The sequence below is a fragment of the Clavibacter sp. AC415 genome (assembly GCF_979252985.1).
The window spans coordinates 128,846-150,512 of the sequence record NZ_CEEDAR010000019.1; the positions used below are offsets into that span (position 1 = coordinate 128,846).

Here is a 21,667-nt window from a genome sequence, read left to right on the forward strand (position 1 = left end):
CCACGGCGCCGCCCCTCGGCGCGCGTCGATCCACTCCGCCGGCGCCGGCCGCAGCTCGGCGAGCTCCGCCCACAGCTCCTCCGGCACGGGCACCGCGGCGAGCTCCAGGGTCGTCGCGAGGCGCGCCGCCGACGAGATGCCCACCACCGTCGAGTGCACGCGCGCATCGCGCATGCTCGCCTGCAGCGCCGCGGCCGCCAGGGGCACGCCGTGCCGGGCGCACGCCTCCCCCATCCGCCGTGCCGCCTCGGCCACCGCGGGCCGGGCCGGGCCGTACCCGTAGGTCGACGCCTGGGACGGGTCGCCGGTGAGGATCCCGCCGCCGTACGGCGCCGCGTTCGTGACGCCCATGTCGCGGGCGCCCGCCGCCTCGAGCAGCGCGGCGGCCGAGTCGTCGAGGAGGGTCGCGCGGTTGTGCGTGATGAGCGCGTCGAACACGTCGAGCTCCACGAAGCGCTGGATGAGGTGCACGTCGCCGCCGGAGATGCCGATGCTGTCCGCGAGGCCCGCGTCGCGGATCGCGAGGAGCGCCTCCACGGGACCGCCGGGCGCCGTGGCCGCCTCGAACGTCGTGTTCTCGGGGTCGTGCAGCATGAGCACGGGCACGCGGTCGACGCCGAGGCGCGTCAGCGACTCCTCGATGCTCCGCCGCATGCGGTCGCCGGAGAAGTCGCCGGTGCGGGCGTCGCGGTCCACCTTGGTCTGGATCACGAGCCGGTCGGCGAGCGAGCGACCGTCCGCCAGCGGCCGTCCGACGAGCGCCTCGGACTCCCCGCCGCCGTAGATGTTGGAGGTGTCGAGGAACCGGAGCGGGCCGTCGACGATGGCCGCGGCGAGCCCGGTGATGCGCGCGTCGCGGGCCGCCTCGTCCTCCCCCGACCGGGCCGGGCCCCAGCCGGAGGTGCCGATGCAGATCGCCGGCACCTCGATCCCGGTGCGGCCGTAGCGCGTGGTCGTGGCGGAGGGATGCGTGGTCGCGTCGTCGAGGTCCATGCCTGCGAGTCTGCCCCCCGCCGCATTGTGCCGAGCCCTGCCACGCTATAGGTTGTATAGAGCAACAAATCATCGACGACGCTGACAGGAGACACCATGGCGCTCACCCCCACCCGCGAGGACAAGTTCTCGTTCGGACTCTGGACCATCGGCTACACGGGGGCCGACCCCTTCGGCGGCCCGACCCGCGCCGACCTCGACGTCGTCGAGGGCGTGGAGCGCATCTCGGAGCTCGGCGCCTACGGCCTCACCTTCCACGACGACGACCTCTTCGCGTTCGGCTCGACCGACGCCGAGCGCCAGAAGCAGATCGACCGCCTCAAGGGCGCGCTCAGCGACACCGGCATCGTCGTGCCGATGGTCACCACGAACCTCTTCTCCGCCCCCGTCTTCAAGGACGGCGGCTTCACCAGCAACGACCGCGCGGTCCGCCGCTTCGCGATCCGCAAGGTCCTCCGCAACATCGACCTCGCCGCCGAGCTCGGTGCCCAGACGTTCGTGATGTGGGGCGGCCGCGAGGGCGCCGAGTACGACTCCGCCAAGGACGTCCGCGGCGCGCTCGAGCGCTACCGCGAGGCCGTCAACCTCCTCGGCGACTACGTCACCGACAAGGGCTACGACATCCGCTTCGCCATCGAGCCGAAGCCCGACGAGCCCCGCGGCGACATCCTGCTGCCGACGCTGGGCCACGCGCTCGCCTTCATCGAGACCCTCGAGCGCCCCGAGCTCGTGGGCGTGAACCCCGAGGTGGGCCACGAGCAGATGGCGGGCCTCGACTTCACCGCCGGCATCATGCAGGCGCTGTACCAGGGCAAGCTCTTCCACATCGACCTCAACGGCCAGCGCGGCATCAAGTACGACCAGGACCTCGTCTTCGGGCACGGCGACCTGCAGAACGCGTTCTCGCTCGTCGACCTGCTGGAGAACGGCGGCGTGGGCGGCGGCCGCTCCTACGACGGCCCCCGTCGCTTCGACTACAAGCCGAGCCGCACCGAGGACATCACGGGCGTGTGGGACTCCGCCGCAGCGAACATGCGCATGTACCTGCTCCTCAAGGAGCGCGCGCAGGCGTTCCGCGCCGACCCCGAGGTCCAGGAGGCGCTCGCCGCCGCCAAGGTCGCCGAGATCGACACCCCGACGCTGAACGAGGGCGAGTCCTACGACGACATCCTCGCCGACCGCTCCTCCTACGAGGACTTCGCGGCCGACGAGTACTTCGACGGCAAGGGCTTCGGCTTCGTGCGCCTCAACCAGCTGGCGCTCGAGCACCTCATGGGCGCGCGCTCCTGGCGCAGGCCGCCCGCGGCACGGCCGCACCGCATCGCACCGCACGAGAGCCGCTCCCTGGATCACGGGGGCGGCTCTCGTCGTCTGCGCGTCGCGATCGTCGTGCCGAGGCCCGCGGAGAGGATCACGAGGGGGCCGCCGAGGACCGCGGCGAGCTCCCTCCCGGAGTCACGCGCGACGATGACGGCGAACCCGACGACGATCCCGCACGCGAGGACCCACACGAAGACCAGGACCGGAGTGGACGTCCGATGACGCGGTCGGCCGGGTCCCGAGGTCATGACCGGGCTTCGGCCGGGAGGGCTCGACGCGTGCGGCGAGCGTGGGAGTACCGCAGCCGGAAGTCCGCGAGGGCGACCAGGAGCACCCCGCACGCCATGAGCGCGGCGCTGATGCCGGGCTGGACGACGCCGATGAGGATCGCGACCGTCAGCACCACCAGGGTGTCGCGGAGCACCCGGCTCTGCACCTCCCGCCGCCAGCGCGTGCTCTCCCTCGTCGGCCCCACGACGCGCCCTCCTGCGTCTCACGACCAGGACCGTGACGGGTCCTGCCATCGAGACGGCCGCGACGACGGCCGCCCTGACCGGGTCACCGCCCTGGTCGACGACACGCCACGCGGATGCGGTCACCAGGATCGTCGCGATGACCGTTGTCCACACGATGCGCTTCTGCATCATCTCCTCCTCGATGTACGGCCCGCCGCATGTCCGTGCAACTCGCCGGTACTCGTCTGCGCTCATCGGCGACGCCCTCCCCCTACCGGCACTCGGGATGTCCCAACAGCTGCAGGTAGATGCAGGAGCTCCCCACCGCCCCGCTGCCGCAGACGCCGTTCTCAGAGATGTAGACCGTAGCGGCGGCGATGACGGCACCGACGGCCACGCACGCAGCCTGCCCGACGGCGGGAACGGCGCATATGGCCGCACCCACGGCGTACCCGGCGCCCGCTGCGATCGCGGCCTGGTCGGTGGAGTTCAAGGCTGATGTACAGCCCCTGCCCGCCGTAGCCGCCACCGATCAATGAGCCGGAGACAGCAGGATCCCCAGCCGCCGGCCGCGCGAACGTGAACGTCGTGCCGTCCGGCGCCTCGTAGACCTCCAGCTCCTCGCCACCACGCTCCTCGAAGCGGGGCTCGATGCTCCCGGCTCGGAACTCCATCAGAGCTCGCGCCGAGCGCCCTGCCGCCCGAGTCGACGACCGCGTCGCGAGCTTGCGCCGGGGTCACGGACGCGACGGACGCGGCGAGGGCGAGCATCACCACCGCACCGCCCGCTTCCATGCGTCGCCGCCCGCTGCGACGTACGCCCCTCTTGGAGGCCCCTGCGTCCGGCCACCATCGCCTTGCTCGATTTCCAGATCATACCCTCAACGTATCGGGCACGGAGAGTTGGGCGAGGCGGTTCTCCACATCACGCGGGGCTCCTCCGACCTCCTCTCCGGCAGGCCAATGTCGCCCGCGCGCCGACGACGACGAGGGGCCCGGCATCCTCTCGGATGCCGGGCCCCTCGTGGCGCGCCGGAGCGCAGGTCATGCGGGTGGATCAGGTCGCGGACTTGGCTCCGCGGCTCTTGTTGAACACGTCGAACGCGACGGCCAGCAGGAGCACGAGGCCCTTGATGAGCGACTGGTACTCCGTGCCGAGGCCGAGCAGCGACATTCCGTTGTTCAGCACGCCCATGATGTAGACCACCGACCATGGCCCGGGTCACGGCGCCGATGCCGCCGGTCACGTTGCCGCGGCGCCGATGAACACCGCGGCGATGGCGTCGAGCTCGAAGCCGTTGCCGGCGCCCGGGAGGGCCGAGTTGCTGCGGGCGGTGAGGAAAGGCGATGCCCGCGAGGGCGGCGAGGAAGCCCATGTTGACGAAGAGCAGGAAGTCCACGCGCTTCGTGTTGATGCCGGACAGCTGCGCGGCGTTGAGGTTGCCGCCTCGGGCGTAGATGTGACGGCCGAAGATGCTGCGGTTCATCACCGCCGTGTAGACGAGCACCAGCACCGCGAGGATGACCAGCACGATCGGCGTGCCCTGGTAGCTGGCGAGCAGGTACGTGATGCCGAGCACGAGGACCGCGATGAAGGCGAGCTTCGTGATGAACCAGGCGAAGGGCTCGTCCTCGAGGTTCAGCTTCACGCGGGCACGGCGCTCGCGGAGCTGCTGGGCGACGAGGAACACGGCCGCGAGGGCGCCGAGGGTGACGGTGACCCACTCCAGGTACGACGTGCCGTCCGAGGGGTCGGGCAGGAAGCCGGCGCCGACCGCGACGTACTCGTCCGGGAACGGCGCGTGATGGGGCGGTTGTCGAGGACGATCTGGGCGAGGCCGCGGAACGTCAGCATGCCCGCGAGGGTCACGATGAACGCGGGGATCCCGACGTACGCCACCCAGAAGCCCTGCCAGGCGCCGATGAGGCCGCCGACCACGAGGCTCGCGATGATCGACGCCCACCAGGGCCAGCCCCAGTTGACGGCGAACACGCCGGAGACGGCGCCGACCAGTGCCACGACCGACCCGACCGACAGGTCGATGTGGCCGGCGATGATGATCATCACCATGCCGATCGCGAGGATGCAGGATGCTGTACGCGTTCTGGACGACGATGCTGGTGACGTTGCGGGGCTCGAGGAGCGTCCCGTCGGTCAGGATCTGGAACAGCACCACGATGGCGACCAGCGCGATGAAGATGCCGATCTGCCGGAGGCGGCTGACGAGGAATCCCGCCACTGTGCTGAGACTGGACATGGTGACTATTCCTTTTCCTTGGTCATGTAGGTCATGAGGCTCTCGGGGGTCGCCTCGGCGATCGGGGAGCTGGCCCGTGATCCGCCCGGCGGAGAGGGCGTAGATGCGGTCGCGGATGCCGAGCAGCTCGGGCAGCTCGCTGGAGATGACGATGACGGCCTTGCCCTGCGCGGCGAGCGAGTTGATGATCGTGTAGATCTCGTACTTCGCGCCGACGTCGATGCCGCGGGTGGGCTCGTCGAGGATCAGCGCGTCCGGGTCGGAGAACATCCACTTCGACAGGACGACCTTCTGCTGGTTCCCGCCGGAGAGCTTCCCGGCGACGGACCCGACGCTCGGCGCCTTGATGTTCATGGACTTGCGGTAGCCGTCGGCCACCACGTACTCCTCGTTCGCGTCGACCCAGCCGGCCTTGGCCAGCTTCTCGAGCGCCGCGCCCGAGGACGTTGCGCTTGATGTCGTCGATGAGGTTGAGGCCGTAGTGCTTGCGGTCCTCGGTGGCGTACGCGAGGCCGTTCTTGATGGCCTCCCCCACCGTGCGCGCGGTGATCTCCTTGCCGTGCTTGTACAGCTTCCCGGAGATGTTGGCGCCGTAGGAGCGGCCGAAGACGCTCATCGCGAGCTCGGTGCGGCCGGCGCCCATGAGGCCGGCGATGCCGACGACCTCACCCGCGCGGACGTCGAGGTTCGCGTGGTCCACGACGACGCGGGAGTGCTCCTGCGGGTGGTGGACCGTCCAGTCCTCGATGCGCAGCACCTCCTCGCCGATGTCCGGGGTGCGGTCGGGGTAGCGGCTCTGCAGGTCGCGGCCGACCATGCCCTTGATGATGCGCTCCTCGCTGATGGAGTCGCGCTCGAGGTCGAGGGTCTCGATGGTCTTGCCGTCGCGGATGATCGTCACCGCGTCGGCGATCGCCTTGATCTCGTTCAGCTTGTGGCTGATGATGATGCTCGTGATGCCCTGGCCCTTGAGGTGCTTGATCAGGTCGAGCAGGTGGGCGGAGTCCTCGTCGTTGAGCGCGGCGGTGGGCTCGTCGAGGATGAGGAGCTTCACCTCCTTCGAGAGCGCCTTCGCGATCTCCACGAGCGGCCGCTTGCCGACGCCGATGTCGGCGATCCGCGTCGCCGGGTTGTCGTTCAGCCCGACGCGGGCGAGGAGCTTCGCGGCCTCGAGGTTGGTGGCGTTCCAGTCGATGAAGCCGCCCTTGGAGATCTCGTTGCCGAGGAAGATGTTCTCCGCGATGGAGAGGTAGGGGCTGAGCGCGAGCTCCTGGTGGATGATCACCACGCCCGACTTCTCGCTGTCGCGGATGTCGGAGAAACTCGACGACCTCGTCCTCGAGGACGATGTCGCCGTCGCAGGCAGCCCGCGGGGTACACGCCGGAGAGGACCTTCATGAGGGTCGACTTCCCGGCGCCGTTCTCGCCGCAGATCGCGTGGCACGTGCCGCGCGTGACCTCGAGATTGACGTCCTGCAGGCCCACGCCGGGGAACGTCTTGGTGATGCCGCGCATCTCGAGAATGTGGTTGGCCATGGCCTGCCTCGCTTTGTGGATGGTGGTGCCGGGTGCCCGGCGGTGGTGCTCCGGGCGGCGGGTGAGCGCCGCCCGGGGCTGGGGCCGGCCGTGGTGCACGGCCGGCCCGAGCCGGGGGAGGCCGGTCGACGCGAGCGTCGACCGGCCGGGGTGCACCGCGCTTCGTGCGGTGCGGGTGCGGCTGCTCGCCCTTGTCGATCTCGTCCTGCGTGTAGTAGCCGCTGTCGACGATGACCTCGATGAGGTTGTCCTTCGTGACGGTGACCGGGGGGAACTGCTTGGTCGGGACGTCCTTCACCTTGTTGTGGTTGGTGTCGGGCGCGTCCGGGGTCTCGCCCTTCAGCAGGTCGTCGACCATGGTGACGGCCTCGGCGCCGAGGAGGCGCGTGTCCTTGAAGATCGTCGAGTACTGGACGCCGTCGAGGATGAGCTTGTCGGACGCCTTCTCGCCGTCCTGGCCCGTGATGATCGGCATGGCGTCGTCCGCCGTGCCGCTCGAGCGCAGGGCGTTGATCACGCCGCGCGACAGGCCGTCGTAGGGCGAGAGCACGCCGTCGAGCTGCTGGCCGCCGCCGTACGAGCCGCTGAGGAGGTTCTCCATGCGCGCCTGGGCGCCCTCGAGCTTCCACTGCTGGATCGCGACCTGGCTGAACTCCGACTGGCCGGAGCCGATCGTGACCTGGCCCGAGTCGAGGAACGGCTTGAGGACCGACATCGCGCCGTCGTAGAAGAACAGCGCGTTGTTGTCGTCCGGGCTGCCCGCGAAGATCTCGATGGTCTTCTTCTCGGTGCTGCCGGTGCTGTTGCCGTCGGCGTCGACGAGGCCCATGCCCTGCAGGAGGGAGTTGCCCTGGAGCACGCCGACCTGCTGGTTGTCGAACGTCGTGTAGTAGTCGACGTCCTCGGTGCCGTTGATCAGGCGGTCGTACGCGATGACCTTGACGCCGTCGTCGGCCGCGGTCTTGAGGACCTGGGTCAGCGCGGTGCCGTCGATCGAGGCGACGATGAGGGCCTTGGCGCCCTTGTTCAGCATCGTCTCGATCTGCGAGATCTGGTCCTGGACCTTGTCGTTCGCGTACTGCAGGTCGACCTGGTAGCCCAGGTCGGTGAGCTGCTTCTGCACGTTGTTGCCGTCGTCGACCCAGCGCTCGCTGGTCTTGGTCGGCATGGCGACGCCGACGAGGGTGTCGGCGGGGTTCGCCTTCGCCGTCGGCGGCGGCGCCGCCGCCGCCTCCGCCGCCGCCGGAGCAGGCGGCGAGGGAGAGGGCGATGCTCGTGGCGGCGATGCCGACGAGGACCTTGCTCATCTTCACGGTCGTGTCCTTTCGTACTGCTGCTGTGAGACGCGGATCCGGCATCTGCGCCGGGTCCGGGCCTGGTGTCGGTGTACAGGCCCTGGGCCAGGCGGTGGTACGCCTGGTTCCAGCGGACTTCCTTGGTGAAACCCTTGAGGGTCGTGTCCTCGTCGATGACGAGGAGCTCCGTGCGCGCGATCTCGGCGAAGTCCTCGAAGACCTCGACGCCGAGCTGCGTGCTCATGACCGTGTGGTGGGCGGCCCCTGCGGTGAGCCAGGCCGCGGCGCTCGTCGCGAAGTCCGGTGCGGGCTTCCACACGGCACGGGCGACGGGCAGGTTCGGGAGGGGCTCGTCGAGCGGCACGACCTCCACGACGTTGGCGACGATGCGGAAGCGGTCGCGCATGTCCGACATGGCGACGACGACCGCGGGGCAGGGGTCGGTGTCGAAGACGAGGCGCACCGGGTCCTCGCGGCCCCCGATGCCGAGCGGGTGGATCTCGAGGCTCGGACGGCTCGTGGTGAGCATCAGGCAGACCTGAGCATGTGGGCACCGAGGATCTTCTTCCTCGCCCGGGACGAGGTGGTCGGTGCCGTCCTCCATGAGGCTCGCCGCCGGGGAGGCCCGCGCCCATAACCTTCGCCGCGCGGATGAGGACGGCCGTCTTCCAGTCGCCCTCGGCGCCGAAGCCGTACCCCTCGGCCATGAGGCGCTGGACCGCGAGGCCGGGGAGCTGGCGGAGCCCGCCGAGGTCCTCGAAGCTCGTGGTGAAGGCGCCGAAGCCGCCCTCCTCGAGGAACGAGCGGAGCCCGACCTCGATGGCCGCGCCGTAGCGGAGCGACTCGTGGCGCTCGGCGCCGCGCCGCAGCTCGGGAGCGATGTCGTAGAGCTCCTCGTACTCGTCGACCAGCGCGTCGATCTCGGCGTCGGTCGCCGCGTCCACGCGCTGGAGCCGAGGTCGTTGACGCCCCAGGTGTTGACGCTGACGCCGAACTTCAGCTCGGCCTCCGTCTGTCGCCCTCGGTGACGGCGACGTAGCGCATGTTGTCGCCGAAGCGGGCGACCTTGAGCTCGTGCACGGCGGCCCAGCCGGCGGCGGCGCGCATCCAGGTGGCGATGCTCGTGCGGACGGACTCGGTGCTGACGTGGCCGACGACGGTCTTGCGGGTGACGCCGAGCCGCGACTGGATGTAGCCGAACTCGCGGTCGCCGTGCGCCGCCTGGTTGAGGTTCATGAAGTCCATGTCGATGCTGCTCCAGGGCAGCGCGACGTTGGCCTGCGTGTGCAGGTGCAGGAACGGCTTCTGGAGGGCGTCGAGGCCCTGGATCCACATCTTCGCGGGGCTGAACGTGTGCATCCAGGCTATGAGGCCGATGGTGCGGTCGCTCGCGTTGGCCTCGAGGGCCATGCGGCGGATGCTGTCGGAGTCCCTGAGGACGGGCTTCCACACGACACGGACGGGGACGTCCGACGCCTCCTCGAGCTGCCGGGCGATCTCCTGCGACTGCTCGGCGACCTGCTGGAGGGTCTCCTCGCCGTACAGGTTCTGGCTGCCGGTGAGGACCAGACCTCGTAGTGGTCGAGGGACGTGGTGATGCGGCTCACTCTCAGGGCTCCTTGGGGTGCTTGTCCCCGTAGACGTTCTGGTAGCGGTCGAACAGGGAGTCGACGGCCTCCACGGGGAGGGGGTCGGCTCGCCCAGCTGGCGGGAGATGTGCACGGTGCGCGCCACGTCCTCGACCATGACGGCCGCCTTCACCGGCGTCCTTCGCGTCCTTGCCGATGGTGAACGGGCCGTGGCCCGCCATCAGCACGGCGCGGGAGCGGTGGCCGGTGAGGGTCTCCACGATGCCGCGGCCGATCGAGTCGTCGCCGATGATGGCGAACGGGCCGACAGGGGATCTCGCCGCCGAACTCGTCGGCCATGGCGGTGATCACGCGCCGGGATGGGCTCGCGACGGGCCGCCCGCACGCCACCGCGTAGGTGGGGAGCGCGCGTGGACCACGCCGCCCACCTCGGGCATGTTGCGGTAGACGTACGCGTGCGCCGCCGTGTCGCTCGAGGGCGCGTTGCGGGAGCCCGGGGTGTCCGGGATGACGTTGCCGTCGAGGTCGCAGAGGATCATGTTCTCGGGGCTCAGGTCGTCGTAGCTCACGCCGGACGGCTTGATCACGAAGAGGTCGGCGCCGGGGACGCGTCCGGAGACGTTGCCGCCGGTCCAGACCACGAGCCCGTAGCGCACGAGCTCCGCGTGCAGGCGGGAGACCTCCGGGGCGCGGACGCGGGCGACCGCGGCCTCGATCTCGGGTGCGTAGGCGCTCACGCGCGGGCCTCCCTCTTCAGCGACTTGAGGCGCTTCATGACGTCGTTGGCGCCGCGACCGAAGCAGTCGTGCAGCGTCGAGTACTCCTCGTACAGGCGGTCGTAGGCGAGCGACCGCTCCTCGTCCGGCTGGTAGCGGCCGCGCTCGACCTTGCCCATGGCGTCGCCCGCGACGCGGACGTCGGGGTAGGCGCCGGCAGCCACGGCCGCGTGGATCGCGGAGCCCAGCGCGGGGCCCTGCTCGCTGGTGATGACCGAGATGGGGAGGCGGAGGATGTCGCTGTACGCCTGCATGAGGAACGCGTTCTTCAGCAGGCCGCCCGCCACGATGAACTCGGTGACGGGGACGCCCGAGGCGCCGAACGTCTCGACGATCTTGCGGGTGCCGAACGCGGTGGCCTCGAGCAGCGCCCGGTAGACCTCCTCGGTGCGGGTGGTGAGCGTCGTGCCGACGACGAGGCCGGAGAGCTCGTGGTCGACGAGGACCGAGCGGTTGCCGGAGTGCCAGTCGAGCGCGACGAGCCCGTGGCCGCCGACGGGCTGGTCGGCCGCGAGGTCGGTGAGGTGCTGGTGCACGCTCTTGCCGGCCGCGGCGGCCTCCTCGGCGTAGCGCGCCGGGACCTGGTTCTTGACGTACCAGGCGAAGATGTCGCCCACGCCGGACTGGCCGGCCTCGTAGCCGTAGAGGCCCGAGACGATGCCGCCGTCGACCACGCCGCACATGCCGGGGACCTCGGTGAGCACGTCGCTGTTCATCACGTGGCAGGTGCTCGTGCCCATGATGGCGACCATCTGGCCGGGCTCGACCGCGCGGGCGACGGGGGCGGTCACGTGCGCGTCGACGTTGCCGACCGCGACCGCGATGCCCTCCGGGAGGCCCGTCCAGGCGGCGGCCTCGGCCGACAGGGTGCCGGCCGCGGAGCCGAGCTGGCCGATCTCGTGGGCGACCTTGTCCTCGGCGAAGGAGGCGAAGTCCGGGTTGAGCGCCCCGAGGAACTCGCGGGTGGGGTACTCGCCGTCCTGCAGGATGCCCTTGTAGCCGGCGGTGCAGGCGTTCCGGACATAGGAGCCGGTGAGCTGCCACACGATCCAGTCGGCCGCCTCGACCCAGTGGTCCATGAGGCCGTAGAGCTCGGGGTCCTCCTCGAGGAGCTGGAGGCCCTTGGCGAACTCCCACTCGCTCGAGATGAGGCCGCCGTAGCGGGCGAGCCACTTCTCGCCGCGCTCCTCGGCCAGCGCGTTGATGCGGTCGGCGTGCGACTGCGCGGCGTGGTGCTTCCAGAGCTTGACGTAGGCGTGGGGGCGGTCGGCGAAGCCCTCGACCTCGTTGAGCGGCGTGCCGTCGGCGAGGGTGGGGACCATGGTGCAGGCCGTGAAGTCGGTGCCGATGCCGATGACGCGGGCGGGGTCGATGCCGGCCTCGCGGATGGCGGCGGGAACCGCCTGCTTCAGGACGTCGACGTAGTCGCTCGGCACCTGCAGGGCCCACTCGGGCGGGAGCTGCGCGCCGGTCGCGGCGAGCGTGTCGTCCATGACCGCGTGCGGGTAGTCGAGGACGCCGGATCCGAGCTCGACGCCGTCCGATACGCGCACGACGACGGCGCGGCCGAGAGGGTGCCGTAGTCGACCCCGATGACGTACTGCTCGGACCGCGGAGCGCTCTCGCTCTGCGGAGCCTGGCCGGCCTCGGCATCGCGGGGGGCAGGGGCACTGGGCACGGGATCGACTCCTTCCGTCTGATGCAGTGCGGCCCGGGAAGGCCGCGCGGGATGTGAACGGTCACATCGGCGGATGTCACTCTCACACCCGGACGATCGACCTGTCAAGCCGAGACGGCCGGACCCCTCGGAATGGGGTGGCGGCGGCCCGGATCGGGAGCCTGCCGGTCGCCCGGCGGTCAGGACGAGGGCGGTCCCGTGGACGCCCGGACGACGAGCTCGGGCATGATCGTGCCGCTGTAGCGGTCGCCCGAGCCGCCCATCCCGTCGAGCAGGAGAGCCACCGAGCGGCGCCCGACCTCGGCGAAGTCCTGGCGCACCGTCGTGAGTGGCGGCCAGAAGTGCGCCGCCTCGGGGATGTCGTCGAAGCCGACGATGCTGACGTCCCGCGGCACGTCGAGCCCGGCGTCGCGGACGGCGTGGATGAGGCCGAGCGCCATCTGGTCGTTGCTGGAGAAGATCGCGGTGAAGTCGCGGAGGCGCAGCATCTCCCGGCCCGCGTAGTAGCCGAACTCCGCGGTCCAGTCGCCGAGGATCGGCGCCGTGGTGGGCACGTCGGCCGCCGACATCGCATCGAGGAAGCCGCGCATGCGCGCCTCCGCCTCGATCCAGTCCTGGGGGCCGGCGAGGTGGTAGATGTCCCGGTGGCCGAGGTCCAGCAGGTGGCGCGTGGCGAGCCGGGCACCGGCGATCTGGTCGACGGAGAGCGCATGCGCGTCCCCGAGGCCGTCGCTCTGCATGGTCACGTACGGCACGTCGAGCGACATGCTGGCGATGACCTCGCGGACGCGGACCTGGGGCGCGACGACCACGAGCCCCTCCACGGCCTGCTCCACGAGGTGGCCGAGCGCGACCTGGATCGCGGCCTCGTCGGACGACGCGAGGTTCGTGGTCGTGACCAGGTACCCGGCCTCGCGCGCCGCCGCCTCGATGGCCGCGATCGAGGAGGCCGGCCCGTACTGCGAGCTCTGCGAGGTGAGGACCCCGATGGTGCGCGAGCGGCTCGTGACGAGCGCACGGGCGGCGCGGTTCGGCCGGTACTGCACCTGCTCCATCACGTCGAGCACGCGCTGGCGGGTCTCGGCGCGCAGGGAGGGCGAGTCGTTGAGCACGCGGGAGACGGTCTGGTGCGAGACGCCGGCGAGGCGCGCGACGTCGCGGATGCTGGGCGCGCGTCCGCGCGGCGTCTCCGTCGTCATCATCGACCCTCGTCCTCGTGCGGGGCCCGTGCCCCTGCGGCGCCGTGCGGCGCAGCTGTCACATTGTCACATGTGACAGTCACACGCGGGATGACGAGTGCCTGCGACGGTCGAGCCGGCCCACGGGACGCGCGGCGTGGCGGGTCGTCGCCCTGCGGCAGACTGGTCGTCCACCGACGAGAGGCACCACCTGTGACGATCACCGCCGCGGCAGACGGATCCGCGCTCGGCAACCCCGGCCCCGCCGGATGGGCCTGGTACGTCGACGACGAGCACTGGGCCGCGGGCGGCTGGGCGCACGCCACGAACAACCAGGGCGAGCTCAAGGCCGTGCTCGAGCTGTTCCGCGCGACCGCCCACCTCGACGACGACCTCCTCGTGCTCTGCGACAGCCAGTACGTCATCAACTCGGTGACGAAGTGGATGCCCGGGTGGAAGCGCAAGGGCTGGCGGAAGGGCGACGGCAAGCCGGTGCTCAACGTGGAGCTGCTCAAGGAGATCGACGCCGAGATCCAGGGCCGGCGCTACCGCTTCGAGTGGGTCAAGGGGCACGCGAACCACCCGCTCAACGAGGCCGCCGACGTGCGCGCACGCGCCGTGGCGACCGCCTTCCAGGGCCGCAGCGCCATCCCGGCGGGGCCCGGCTGGGCCGGTCACGCCGCCGACGACCCGGCCGACGCGGGTGACGCCGACGCGGCCTCCGAGGCCGCGGCCGTGGAGGCGGACGCCGCGCGCGCGGCCGATCCCGTCGTCGCCGCCGCCGAGGAGCTGGAGGCGGAGGCCCCCGCGCAGCCCGGCCTGTTCGACTTCGACGCGTTCGACGAGGAGGCGGCGCCGGAGCCCGGCGACACCGCCCTCACGATCGCGCTCGACCATGACGCGATGGCCCGGCTCAGCGCCCACGCGCGGGACCGCGGCGTGAGCGTCGACGAGGCCGTGCGGCTCCTGCTCCCCTGAGCGGGCGACCGGCCGCACGGGAGGGGCGTCGGTGCGCGGACGGATCCGCGCCGACGCCCCGCCCGTGCCCCGCGCCTAGTGCTTGCCCTGCTTGAGCGCCTTGCCGAGCGCGCGCTCGAGGTCGACCACGAGGTCCTCGACCGCCTCGATGCCGACCGATAGGCGCACGAGGTCGTCCGGCACCTCCAGCGGGGTGCCCTTGACGGACGCGTGCGTCATCTCGGACGGGTAGCTGATGAGCGACTCGACGCCGCCCAGCGACTCCGCGAGCTGGAAGACGCGGGTCCCCTCCACGACGCGGCGCGCGGCCTTCGCTCCCCCGCGCACCTGGAACGAGATCATGCCGCCGAAGCCCGAGCATCCGCGACTTCGCGATGTCGTGGCCCGGGTGCTCGGGCAGGCCCGGGTAGTGCACGACCGTCACGTCGGGGTGCTGCTGCAGGAACGCGGCGATCTCCTCCGCGTTGGAGGAGTGGCGCTCGACGCGCACGGCGAGGGTCTTGATGCCCCGCGTGGTGAGCCACGCGTCCATGGGGCGGGAGACGGCGCCGACGGCGAACTGCAGGAAGCCGACCTTCTCCGCCAGCTCGTCGTCGTCGAGGATCAGCGCGCCCCCGAGCACGTCGGAGTGCCCGCCGAGGTACTTCGTGGTGGAGTGCACGACCACGTCGGCGCCGAGCGTGAGCGGCTGCTGCAGGTACGGCGAGGCGAAGGTGTTGTCGACGACCACGGTGGCGCCGGCCGCGTGCCCGAGGTCGGCGAGCGCGCGGATGTCGCTGATCTTCATGAGCGGGTTGCTGGGCGTCTCGACCCAGAGGACCTTCGCGGGGCCGGACCCGAGGACCCGCTCCACCGCGGCGAGGTCGCTCATGTCGACGGTCTCCACGACGACGCCCCAGTCGCCCAGGACGCGCGTGAGCAGGCGGTAGGTGCCGCCGTACACGTCGTCGCTCAGCACGATGCGGTCGCCCGGACGGGTGATCGCGCGCAACAGGGTGTCCTCGGCCGCGAGGCCGGAGGCGAACGAGAACGCGTGGCGGCCCCGCTCGAGCGACGCGAGGAGCTCCTGCAGGCCGGTGCGCGTGGGGTTGGCGCTCCGCGCGTACTCGTAGCCGCCGCGGAGGCCGCCGATGCCGTCCTGGACGAACGTGCTCGTCAGGTAGAGGGGCGGGATCACGGCGCCCGTGGTGGGATCCGGGTCCTGCCCGGCGTGGATCGCGCGGGTGTCGAAGTCGTGCTTGTCGCTCACGGTGCTCGTCTCTGTGCGTCGGGGGATCGCGGGCCTCGGCCGGCGGATCAGTCGGTGAGGTAGGTCAGGAGGTCGTGCCGGGTGATGACGCCGACGGGCTTGCCGCCGTCGGTCACCATGAGCGCGTCGGCGGATCCGAGCGCGCGCCACGCCTCGGGCACCGTCTCGTTGACGCCGATGAGGCCGAAGGCGTCGCCGGCGAACGGCCCCACCTGGTCGGACAGCTGCGCGCGGCCGCTGAACACCAGCTCCAGCAGGCTGCGCTCGTCCACGGCACCCGCCACCTCGCCCATGACGACGGGGGGCTCAGCCGCGAGGACCGGCAGCTGCGAGACGTCGTACTCGGTCATGATGCGGATGGCGTCGCGGATGGTGTCGTTCGGGTGCGCGTGCACGAGGTCCGGCAGGCTGCCGGTCTTCGCGCTCATCACGTCGGCGACCGTGCGCTCGCCGGACACCTTCGCGAACCCGTAGGAGCGCATCCACCGCTCGTTGAAGATCTTGCCGAGGTAACCGCGGCCGCCGTCGGGCAGGAGGACGACCATGACGTCGTCGGGGCCGAGGTCCTTCGCGGCCTTGAGGGCGGAGACGACCGCCATGCCGCTCGACCCGCCGACGAGCAGCCCCTCCTCGCGCGCGAGCCGGAGCGTCATGTCGAACGACTCCTGGTCGCTCGACGCGATGACCTCGTCGACCACGTCGGGGTCGTAGGCCGCCGGCCAGAAGTCCTGCCCCACGCCCTCGACGAGGTACGGGCGGCCGGTGCCGCCGGAGTACACCGAGCCCTCGGGGTCGGCGCCGACGATGCGCACGCGCCCCTCCGACACCTCCTTGAGGTACCGGCCGACGCCGCTGATGGTGCCGCCGGGTCCCGACGCCCGCCACGAAGTGGGTGATCTCCCCCTCGGTGTCGCGCCAGATCTCCGGACCCGTGGTCTCGTAGTGGCTGAGCGGCCCGTTCGGGTTGGAGTACTGGTCGGGCTTGAACGCGCCCGGGATCTCGCGCGCGAGCCGGTCGCTCACCGAGTAGTAGGAGTCGGGGTGGTCGGGCGCCACGGAGGTGGGCGTGACGACGATCTCGGCGCCGTACGCCGTGAGGACGTTCCGCTTGTCCTCCCCGACCTTGTCCGGCAGGACGAACACGCAGCGGTAGCCGCGCTGCTGGGCGACGAGCGCGAGGCCGACGCCGGTGTTGCCGGACGTGGGCTCGACGATCGTGCCGCCGGGCTGCAGCTTCCCGTCGCGCTCGGCGGCGTCGATGATGCGGGTCGCGATGCGGTCCTTGGCGCTGCCGCCGGGGTTCAGGTACTCGACCTTCACCAGCACGGTCGCCTGGATGCCCTCGACCACCCGGTTCAGCTTGACGAGCGGGGTGTTCCCGATGAGGTCGAGGATCGTGTCGGCGTACTTCACGTGAGGTGGGGCTCCCGGCTCTGAGGTGCGCGATCCGACGGGACCGCCCGTCCAGTGTAGGCGCGCCCGCACGCGCTGTTACGGGGGCGCCGGTCCGCTCCAGCAGGGGGCGCCCGGCCCGACCGTTACCCTGGCCCCACGTTCCCCCAGCAGAGAAGGACCATCCGTGGCGCGACGCGACGACACCACGCCCTCCGGCGACACGAGCGGACGGCCCGTCCCGCCGACCGCCAAGCAGGCCCAGAAGGACCTCACGGTCAAGCAGCAGCGCGAGGCGCGCCGCGCCGAGAAGGTGGCCGCGCTGAAGAAGCAGCAGGACCGCGCGCGTCGCAACCGCCTCGTCGGCATCATCACGGGATCCGCGGCCGCGGTCGCCGTCGTCGCGATCGTCATCGGCGTGGTCGTCTCCAGCGGCACGCCGCAGCAGGATCCGGACGACATCACCATCCAGGGCCTGCAGACGTGGGACTCGCTCCCCAGCACGCACGTGCAGGGCACGGTCGACTACGCGGCCAAGTACCAGGGCATGAGCCCGCCGGCCGGTGGCGAGCACAACGCCATGTGGCTGAACTGCGGCGTCTACGACCAGCCGCAGCCGAACGAGAACGCGGTGCACGACCTCGAGCACGGCGCCGTGTGGATCACCTACGACGCCGACCAGGTCACCGGCGACGACCTCTCGAACCTGCAGAAGTACGCGGAGTCGTTCGGCGGCTACGTCACCATGTCCCCCTACGAGGGCATCGACACCCCCATCGCCCTCTCCGCCTGGGGCGCGCAGGTCAAGGTCGACTCGGTCGACGACCAGCGCATCAAGGACTTCATGGCCAAGTACTGGAAGAGCCCCGACGCCCCCGAGGCCGGCGCCGCGTGCACCGGCGCGCTCGAGGGCGAGGGCCGGGTCGGCTGATCGTGGCGGATCGCGGGGTCGACGCCTCCGGGCGCGACGGTGACGCGGACGCGGTGATCGACCACGTCCCGGACGACGACATCCGCGAGGAGGAGCTCGAGGGCCTCATCGCGCACGGCGACCAGGCGCGCGCCCGGGGACGCCGCATCCGCATCGGCCTGGCCGCCGGCATCGTGGCGGTCGCCCTGGTCGTCGCCGGGCTGCTCGTCGGCCGCGTCACCGCGCCCGTCTCGGCCCTGACGCCGAGCACCAACAGCGCGGAGGCGGGGTTCTCCGCGACATGCAGGTGCACCACGAGCAGGCCGTGCAGATGTCGCTGCTGATCATCGACCGCACGGACGACCCCGAGGTGAAGCTCATCGCGCAGGACATCGCCCAGGCGCAGTCGCAGCAGGCCGGCCAGATGTACGCGTTCCTCACCTCGTGGGGCCTCGACCAGGCGCCGTCGCAGGCGCGCATGACGTGGATGACCCTGCCCACGCTCGACGGCCGGACCGATCACGGGTCGATGGACATGACCCCCGGCGCCACCATGCCGGGCCTCGCGTCGCAGGCCGACCTCGACGAGCTGCGGGGGCTCACGGGCGTGGACGCCGAGAGGAAGTACCTCACCCTCATGATCGCCCACCACCGCGGCGGCGTGGAGATGGCCCAGGCCCTCCTCGACCGGTCGCGGAACCCCCTCGTCACCGACCTCGCCACTGGCATGGTCACGGTGCAGGACAAGGAGATCCTCTACATGCAGCAGCTCCTCGACGCCCGGTCCTGACCGCGCGTCGCGCCCCTGTGTGCCCGACCGCCCGTCCGCCTCGCGGGCGGGCGGTCCGTCGTCGCGGGGAGGGGCGGTCCGTCGTCGGGGAGGGGCGCCGGCTCGGCGGCCTCGGTGCGCTGGTCGCTGTAGAGGCGCGCGTACTCGCCCCGGCGTGCCAGCAGCTCCGCGTGCGTGCCCTGCTCCACGATGCGGCCGGCCACGACCACGAAGATGACGTCGGCGTCGACGACGGTGGAGAGCCGGTGCGCGATGGCGATGGTCGTGCGGCCGCGGGAGGCCGTGTCGAGCGCCTGCTGCACGACGCGCTCCGAGATGGAGTCCAGGGCGCTCGTCGCCTCGTCGAGGATGAGCACGGCCGGGTCCTTCAGCAGCACGCGCGCGATCGCGATGCGCTGCTTCTCGCCGCCCGAGAGCCGGTAGCCCCGCTCCCCACCAGGGTGTCGTACCCGTCGGGGAACGACTCGATGGTCTGGTGGATGTTCGCCGCCCGGGCCGCCTGCTCGACCTGCTCCTGCGTGGCGCCCGGCCGGGCGTAGCGCAGGTTCTCGCCGATGGTGGCGTGGAAGAGGTACGTCTCCTGGCTCACGATGCCGATGTTCTCCAGCAGCGACTCCTGCTGGAGGGCGCGCACGTCCTCGCCGGAGAACAGCACCCGGCCGCCGGTCACGTCGTGGAACCGCGGGATCAGGTACGACACGGTGGTCTTGCCGGCGCCCGAGGGGCCGACGAACGCCGCGAACTGGCCGGGCTGGATCTCGAACGACATGCCGTCGAGGGTGGGCCGCTCGCCGGGTCGCGTGTCCGGGTAGGAGAAGCGCACGTCGTCGAACGCGACGCGGCCGAGCGCGGGACCGGCGGGCACCGGACGCGGCGTCGCGGCCGGTCGCGGATGGCGGGCTCGAGGTCGAGGTACTCGAAGATGCGGGCGAACAGGGCGCCCGAGGTCTGCAGGTCGAGCGCGACCCGCATGAGGCCGATGAGCGGCCGCATGAGGCGCGCCTGCACGGTCGTGAACGCCACGATCGTGCCCGCCGTGATGCTGACGCCGCCCGTGATGAGGAACCCGGCGACCACGTAGACGATGGCCGGGATGATGGAGAGGAAGATCTGCACGAGCGCGAAGAACCACTGCCCGCTCATCTGCTGGCTCACCTGCAGCCGGATCTGCGTGCGGTTCTCGGCCTCGTAGCGCTCGGTCTCGGCGCCCTGGCGGTTGAAGCTTGGACAGCAGGATGCCCGAGACCGACAGGGTCTCCTGGGTGATCGCGGTCATGTCCGACAGGGACTCCTGCGTCCGCGACGCGATGCGTGCGCGCACCTGCCCGACGCGGCGCTGCGCTACCACGAGGACCGGCATGAGCACGACGGCGACGAGGGTCAGCTGCCAGTTGAGCACGAGCATCGCCGCGAGCGCCGCGATGACGGTGACGGTGTTGCCGAGCACGCTCGAGACCGTGTTGGTGAGGACCGCGGCCACGCCGCCCACGTCGTTCTGGAGGCGCGACTGGATGACGCCGGTCTTCGTGCGCGTGAAGAAGCCGAGCTCCATGCTCTGCAGGTGCCGGAACAGGTCGACGCGCATGGATCCCATGACGCGGTTGCCGACGGTGGCGGTGAGGAACGTCTGCCAGACGCCGAGCCCGGCGCCGGCGACCCACACCACGATCATGATGGAGACGAGCTACCACGAGCACCGGGATGTCCGGGCCGCCCGTGGGCGGGAAGAGGCAGCGGTAGAACGCCTGCTGCGTGAGCAGCGGCGGCCACCGTGAGGACCCGCGCCGACGAGCACGAGCACGACCGTGAGCGTCAGCGCGCGGCGGTGCGGCCGGAACAGCTCCGCGATGCGCCCGAGCAGGTTCTCGACCCTCGGCGCCTGGGCGTTGGCCGCGCGCTGGGCGTCGGCGTCGGCCGCGCTCACCCGCCCCGGGGCGTCCGCCTCCACGCATCCCGCCGCCCGCGGCGATGTCGCCCATCCTCGTCATTCCGGCGATTTTACGCCCGTGGGGGATCGCTCCCGACCACGCCCGCGGCGCGCACGGCGACGGCCCGGCCGCCGCGTAGAGCGGACGACCGGGCCGTGGTGGCGCGCGGGCGGATCAGCCCTTCGTGGACCCCGCCAGCAGGCCGCGCACGAAGTAGCGCTGGAGGCTGAAGAACACGATGAGCGGCACGATGAGCGAGACGAACGCGGCGGCGGTGAGCCGCTGCCAGTCCTGCCGCGCGTCCCCGTCGAGCTCCGCCAGGCGCTGCGTGAGCGGCGCCACGTCCGCGGTGCCGCCGGAGAAGATGAGCGCCACGAGCAGGTCGTTCCACACCCACAGGAACTGGAAGATCGCGAACGACGCGATGGCCGGGAGGGCCAGCGGCAGCACGATGCGGAAGAACACCTGGCCGTGGCTCGCGCCGTCGACCCGGGCCGCCTCGATGACCTCGCCCGGGATCTCCGAGATGAAGTTGTGCAGCAGGAAGATCGCGAGCGGCAGCGCGAAGATCGTGTGCGCCACCCACACCGGCAGGTAGCCCTGGTCGGGGATGATCGGGATGACCGAGTGCACGGCCTCCTGCAGCGGCCGCAGGGTGCGCGTGAACATCTGCAGCAGCGGGATGAGCGCCATCTGCAGCGGCACGATCTGCAGCGCGAAGATCAGCACGAACGAAGCCCTTGAACTTGATCCACGCGAACGCGTACGCGGCCATGGAGGCGATGACGAGCGGGAACAGGGTCGCCGGGATGGCGATGGCGAGCGAGTTCACGAAGTACGAGCCGAGCTGCGGCGACGACTGGGACGTCGAGAGCAGCACGTCCTGGTAGTTGTCGAGCGTGAAGCCCGGGTTCTGGAAGATGGTCCACCAGCCGGTGGTCTGGATGAGGCCGGCCGGGCGGAACGAGGAGACGAACAGCCCGAAGGTCGGCGGCGTTCCAGAGCACCGCGATGATGAGGGCTGCGGCGGTCGCGCGGCGCGACGTGAGGCGGTTCTTGACGCGACGGCTCTTCGCGCCGACCGATGCGGCCTGCTCGATGGCGCCGCGGCGGGTCCCGCGGTCGGCGACCGGGAGGTCGGGGGGTGCGAATTGCTGCATCGGATCTCCTTCTGCTTGCTCATGACGCGGACGTTGTAGATGACGATCGGCAGCACCATGAGGAACAGCACGATCGCGAGGGCGGACCCTCGGCCCTGCTCGCCGGCGCGGAACGCCTGCGTGTACATCTCGTTGGCGATGACGCTCGTCTCGAAGTTGCCCGCGGTCATGGTGCGGACGAT

Annotated in this window: 8 protein-coding genes and 13 pseudogenes; 5 read left to right on the top strand and 16 right to left on the bottom strand. The window is 71.1% G+C overall.

The genetic code is table 11. From position 1 onward, the window contains the following. Positions 1-63 precede the first annotated feature (63 nt). Positions 64-993, bottom strand: a pseudogene (locus ACZ411_RS13555) (aldo/keto reductase); the annotation flags it as partial. Between the two features lie 96 nt (positions 994-1,089). On the opposite strand from ACZ411_RS13555, the pseudogene xylA reads away from it, so the two are divergent. Then, positions 1,090-2,277, top strand: a pseudogene (gene xylA / locus ACZ411_RS13560) (xylose isomerase); the annotation flags it as partial. A 280-nt stretch (positions 2,278-2,557) separates the two neighbouring features. Here the strand turns inward: xylA and ACZ411_RS13565 are convergent. From ACZ411_RS13565 to ACZ411_RS13610, 10 genes and pseudogenes are all read right to left on the bottom strand, one after another. After that, the gene (locus tag ACZ411_RS13565) at positions 2,558-2,737 is read right to left on the bottom strand and encodes a hypothetical protein (RefSeq protein ID WP_464171221.1); all 180 of its coding nucleotides are present in this window, start codon (positions 2,735-2,737) and stop codon (positions 2,558-2,560) included. A 1,088-nt stretch (positions 2,738-3,825) separates the two neighbouring features. Continuing rightward, positions 3,826-5,026, bottom strand: a pseudogene (mmsB, locus tag ACZ411_RS13570) (multiple monosaccharide ABC transporter permease). A 5-nt stretch (positions 5,027-5,031) separates the two neighbouring features. After that, positions 5,032-6,562, bottom strand: a pseudogene (gene mmsA, locus ACZ411_RS13575) (multiple monosaccharide ABC transporter ATP-binding protein). Positions 6,563-6,953: 391 nt separating this feature from the next. Beyond that, positions 6,954-7,685, bottom strand: a pseudogene (locus tag ACZ411_RS13580) (substrate-binding domain-containing protein); the annotation flags it as partial. Continuing rightward, on the bottom strand, positions 7,589-8,461 hold the full coding sequence (locus tag ACZ411_RS13585) for a hypothetical protein (protein ID WP_464171231.1): 873 nt from the start codon (positions 8,459-8,461) through the stop codon (positions 7,589-7,591). The gene ACZ411_RS13585 and the pseudogene ACZ411_RS13580, both read right to left, overlap by 97 nt. A 79-nt stretch (positions 8,462-8,540) precedes the next feature. Continuing rightward, positions 8,541-8,801, bottom strand: a pseudogene (locus ACZ411_RS13590) (L-arabinose isomerase family protein); the annotation flags it as partial. A gap of 52 nt (positions 8,802-8,853) precedes the next feature. After that, a complete protein-coding gene (locus ACZ411_RS13595) occupies positions 8,854-9,579 on the bottom strand; it encodes an L-arabinose isomerase family protein (RefSeq protein WP_464171232.1) in 726 nt (241 codons plus the stop codon). Further along, a pseudogene (locus ACZ411_RS13600) lies at positions 9,467-10,183 on the bottom strand (class II aldolase/adducin family protein). The gene ACZ411_RS13595 and the pseudogene ACZ411_RS13600 overlap by 113 nt, the downstream one beginning before the upstream one ends. Beyond that, positions 10,180-11,900, bottom strand: a pseudogene (araB, locus tag ACZ411_RS13605) (ribulokinase). The pseudogenes ACZ411_RS13600 and araB overlap by 4 nt, the downstream one beginning before the upstream one ends. 179 nt (positions 11,901-12,079) lie before the next feature. After that, positions 12,080-13,102 carry a LacI family DNA-binding transcriptional regulator gene (locus ACZ411_RS13610; protein WP_104290771.1) on the bottom strand — a complete coding sequence of 341 codons (1,023 nt, stop codon included), beginning with the start codon at positions 13,100-13,102 and terminating at the stop codon, positions 12,080-12,082. A 189-nt stretch (positions 13,103-13,291) separates the two neighbouring features. Here ACZ411_RS13610 and ACZ411_RS13615 point away from each other — a divergent pair, with 189 nt between their 5' ends. After that, complete coding sequence (locus tag ACZ411_RS13615; RefSeq protein ID WP_464171222.1) at positions 13,292-14,056, top strand: RNase H family protein; 765 nt, start codon at positions 13,292-13,294, stop codon at positions 14,054-14,056. Positions 14,057-14,131: 75 nt separating this feature from the next. On the opposite strand, the pseudogene ACZ411_RS13620 reads toward ACZ411_RS13615, so the two are convergent. Beyond that, positions 14,132-15,305: pseudogene (locus ACZ411_RS13620) on the bottom strand (cystathionine gamma-synthase). 47 nt (positions 15,306-15,352) lie between these two features. Continuing rightward, positions 15,353-16,718, bottom strand: a pseudogene (locus ACZ411_RS13625) (cystathionine beta-synthase). A gap of 166 nt (positions 16,719-16,884) precedes the next feature. On the opposite strand from ACZ411_RS13625, the gene ACZ411_RS13630 reads away from it, so the two are divergent. Genes ACZ411_RS13630 through ACZ411_RS13640 form a run of 3 tightly spaced genes read left to right on the top strand, consistent with a single transcriptional unit; the run spans position 16,885 to position 18,397 of the window. After that, positions 16,885-17,628 (top strand): DUF3105 domain-containing protein, encoded by a 744-nt coding sequence (locus ACZ411_RS13630; RefSeq protein ID WP_464171223.1) that lies wholly within the window; start codon positions 16,885-16,887, stop codon positions 17,626-17,628. Between the two features lie 53 nt (positions 17,629-17,681). After that, positions 17,682-17,951 carry a hypothetical protein gene (locus tag ACZ411_RS13635; protein ID WP_464171224.1) on the top strand — a complete coding sequence of 90 codons (270 nt, stop codon included), beginning with the start codon at positions 17,682-17,684 and terminating at the stop codon, positions 17,949-17,951. Next, entirely contained in the window at positions 17,909-18,397 is a 489-nt protein-coding gene (locus tag ACZ411_RS13640) for a DUF305 domain-containing protein (protein WP_464171225.1), read from the top strand. Before ACZ411_RS13635 ends, ACZ411_RS13640 begins: the two co-directional genes overlap by 43 nt. A 104-nt stretch (positions 18,398-18,501) precedes the next feature. On the opposite strand, the pseudogene ACZ411_RS13645 reads toward ACZ411_RS13640, so the two are convergent. The 3 pseudogenes from ACZ411_RS13645 to ACZ411_RS13655 all read right to left on the bottom strand — a co-directional run. Continuing rightward, positions 18,502-20,376, bottom strand: a pseudogene (locus tag ACZ411_RS13645) (ABC transporter ATP-binding protein); the annotation flags it as partial. Positions 20,377-20,499: 123 nt separating this feature from the next. Next, positions 20,500-21,485, bottom strand: a pseudogene (locus ACZ411_RS13650) (carbohydrate ABC transporter permease). Further along, a pseudogene (locus ACZ411_RS13655) lies at positions 21,485-21,667 on the bottom strand (sugar ABC transporter permease); the annotation flags it as partial. The pseudogenes ACZ411_RS13655 and ACZ411_RS13650, both read right to left, overlap by 1 nt.

Bases quoted from the DNA above. Each gene is read 5' to 3' on its own strand.
- ACZ411_RS13640 (WP_464171225.1), top strand. From the start codon at position 17,909: ATGCAGGTGCACCACGAGCAGGCCGTGCAGATGTCGCTGCTGATCATC.
- ACZ411_RS13610 (WP_104290771.1), bottom strand. From the start codon at position 13,102: ATGATGACGACGGAGACGCCGCGCGGACGCGCGCCCAGCATCCGCGAC.
- ACZ411_RS13585 (WP_464171231.1), bottom strand. From the start codon at position 8,461: ATGGAGGACGGCACCGACCACCTCGTCCCGGGCGAGGAAGAAGATCCT.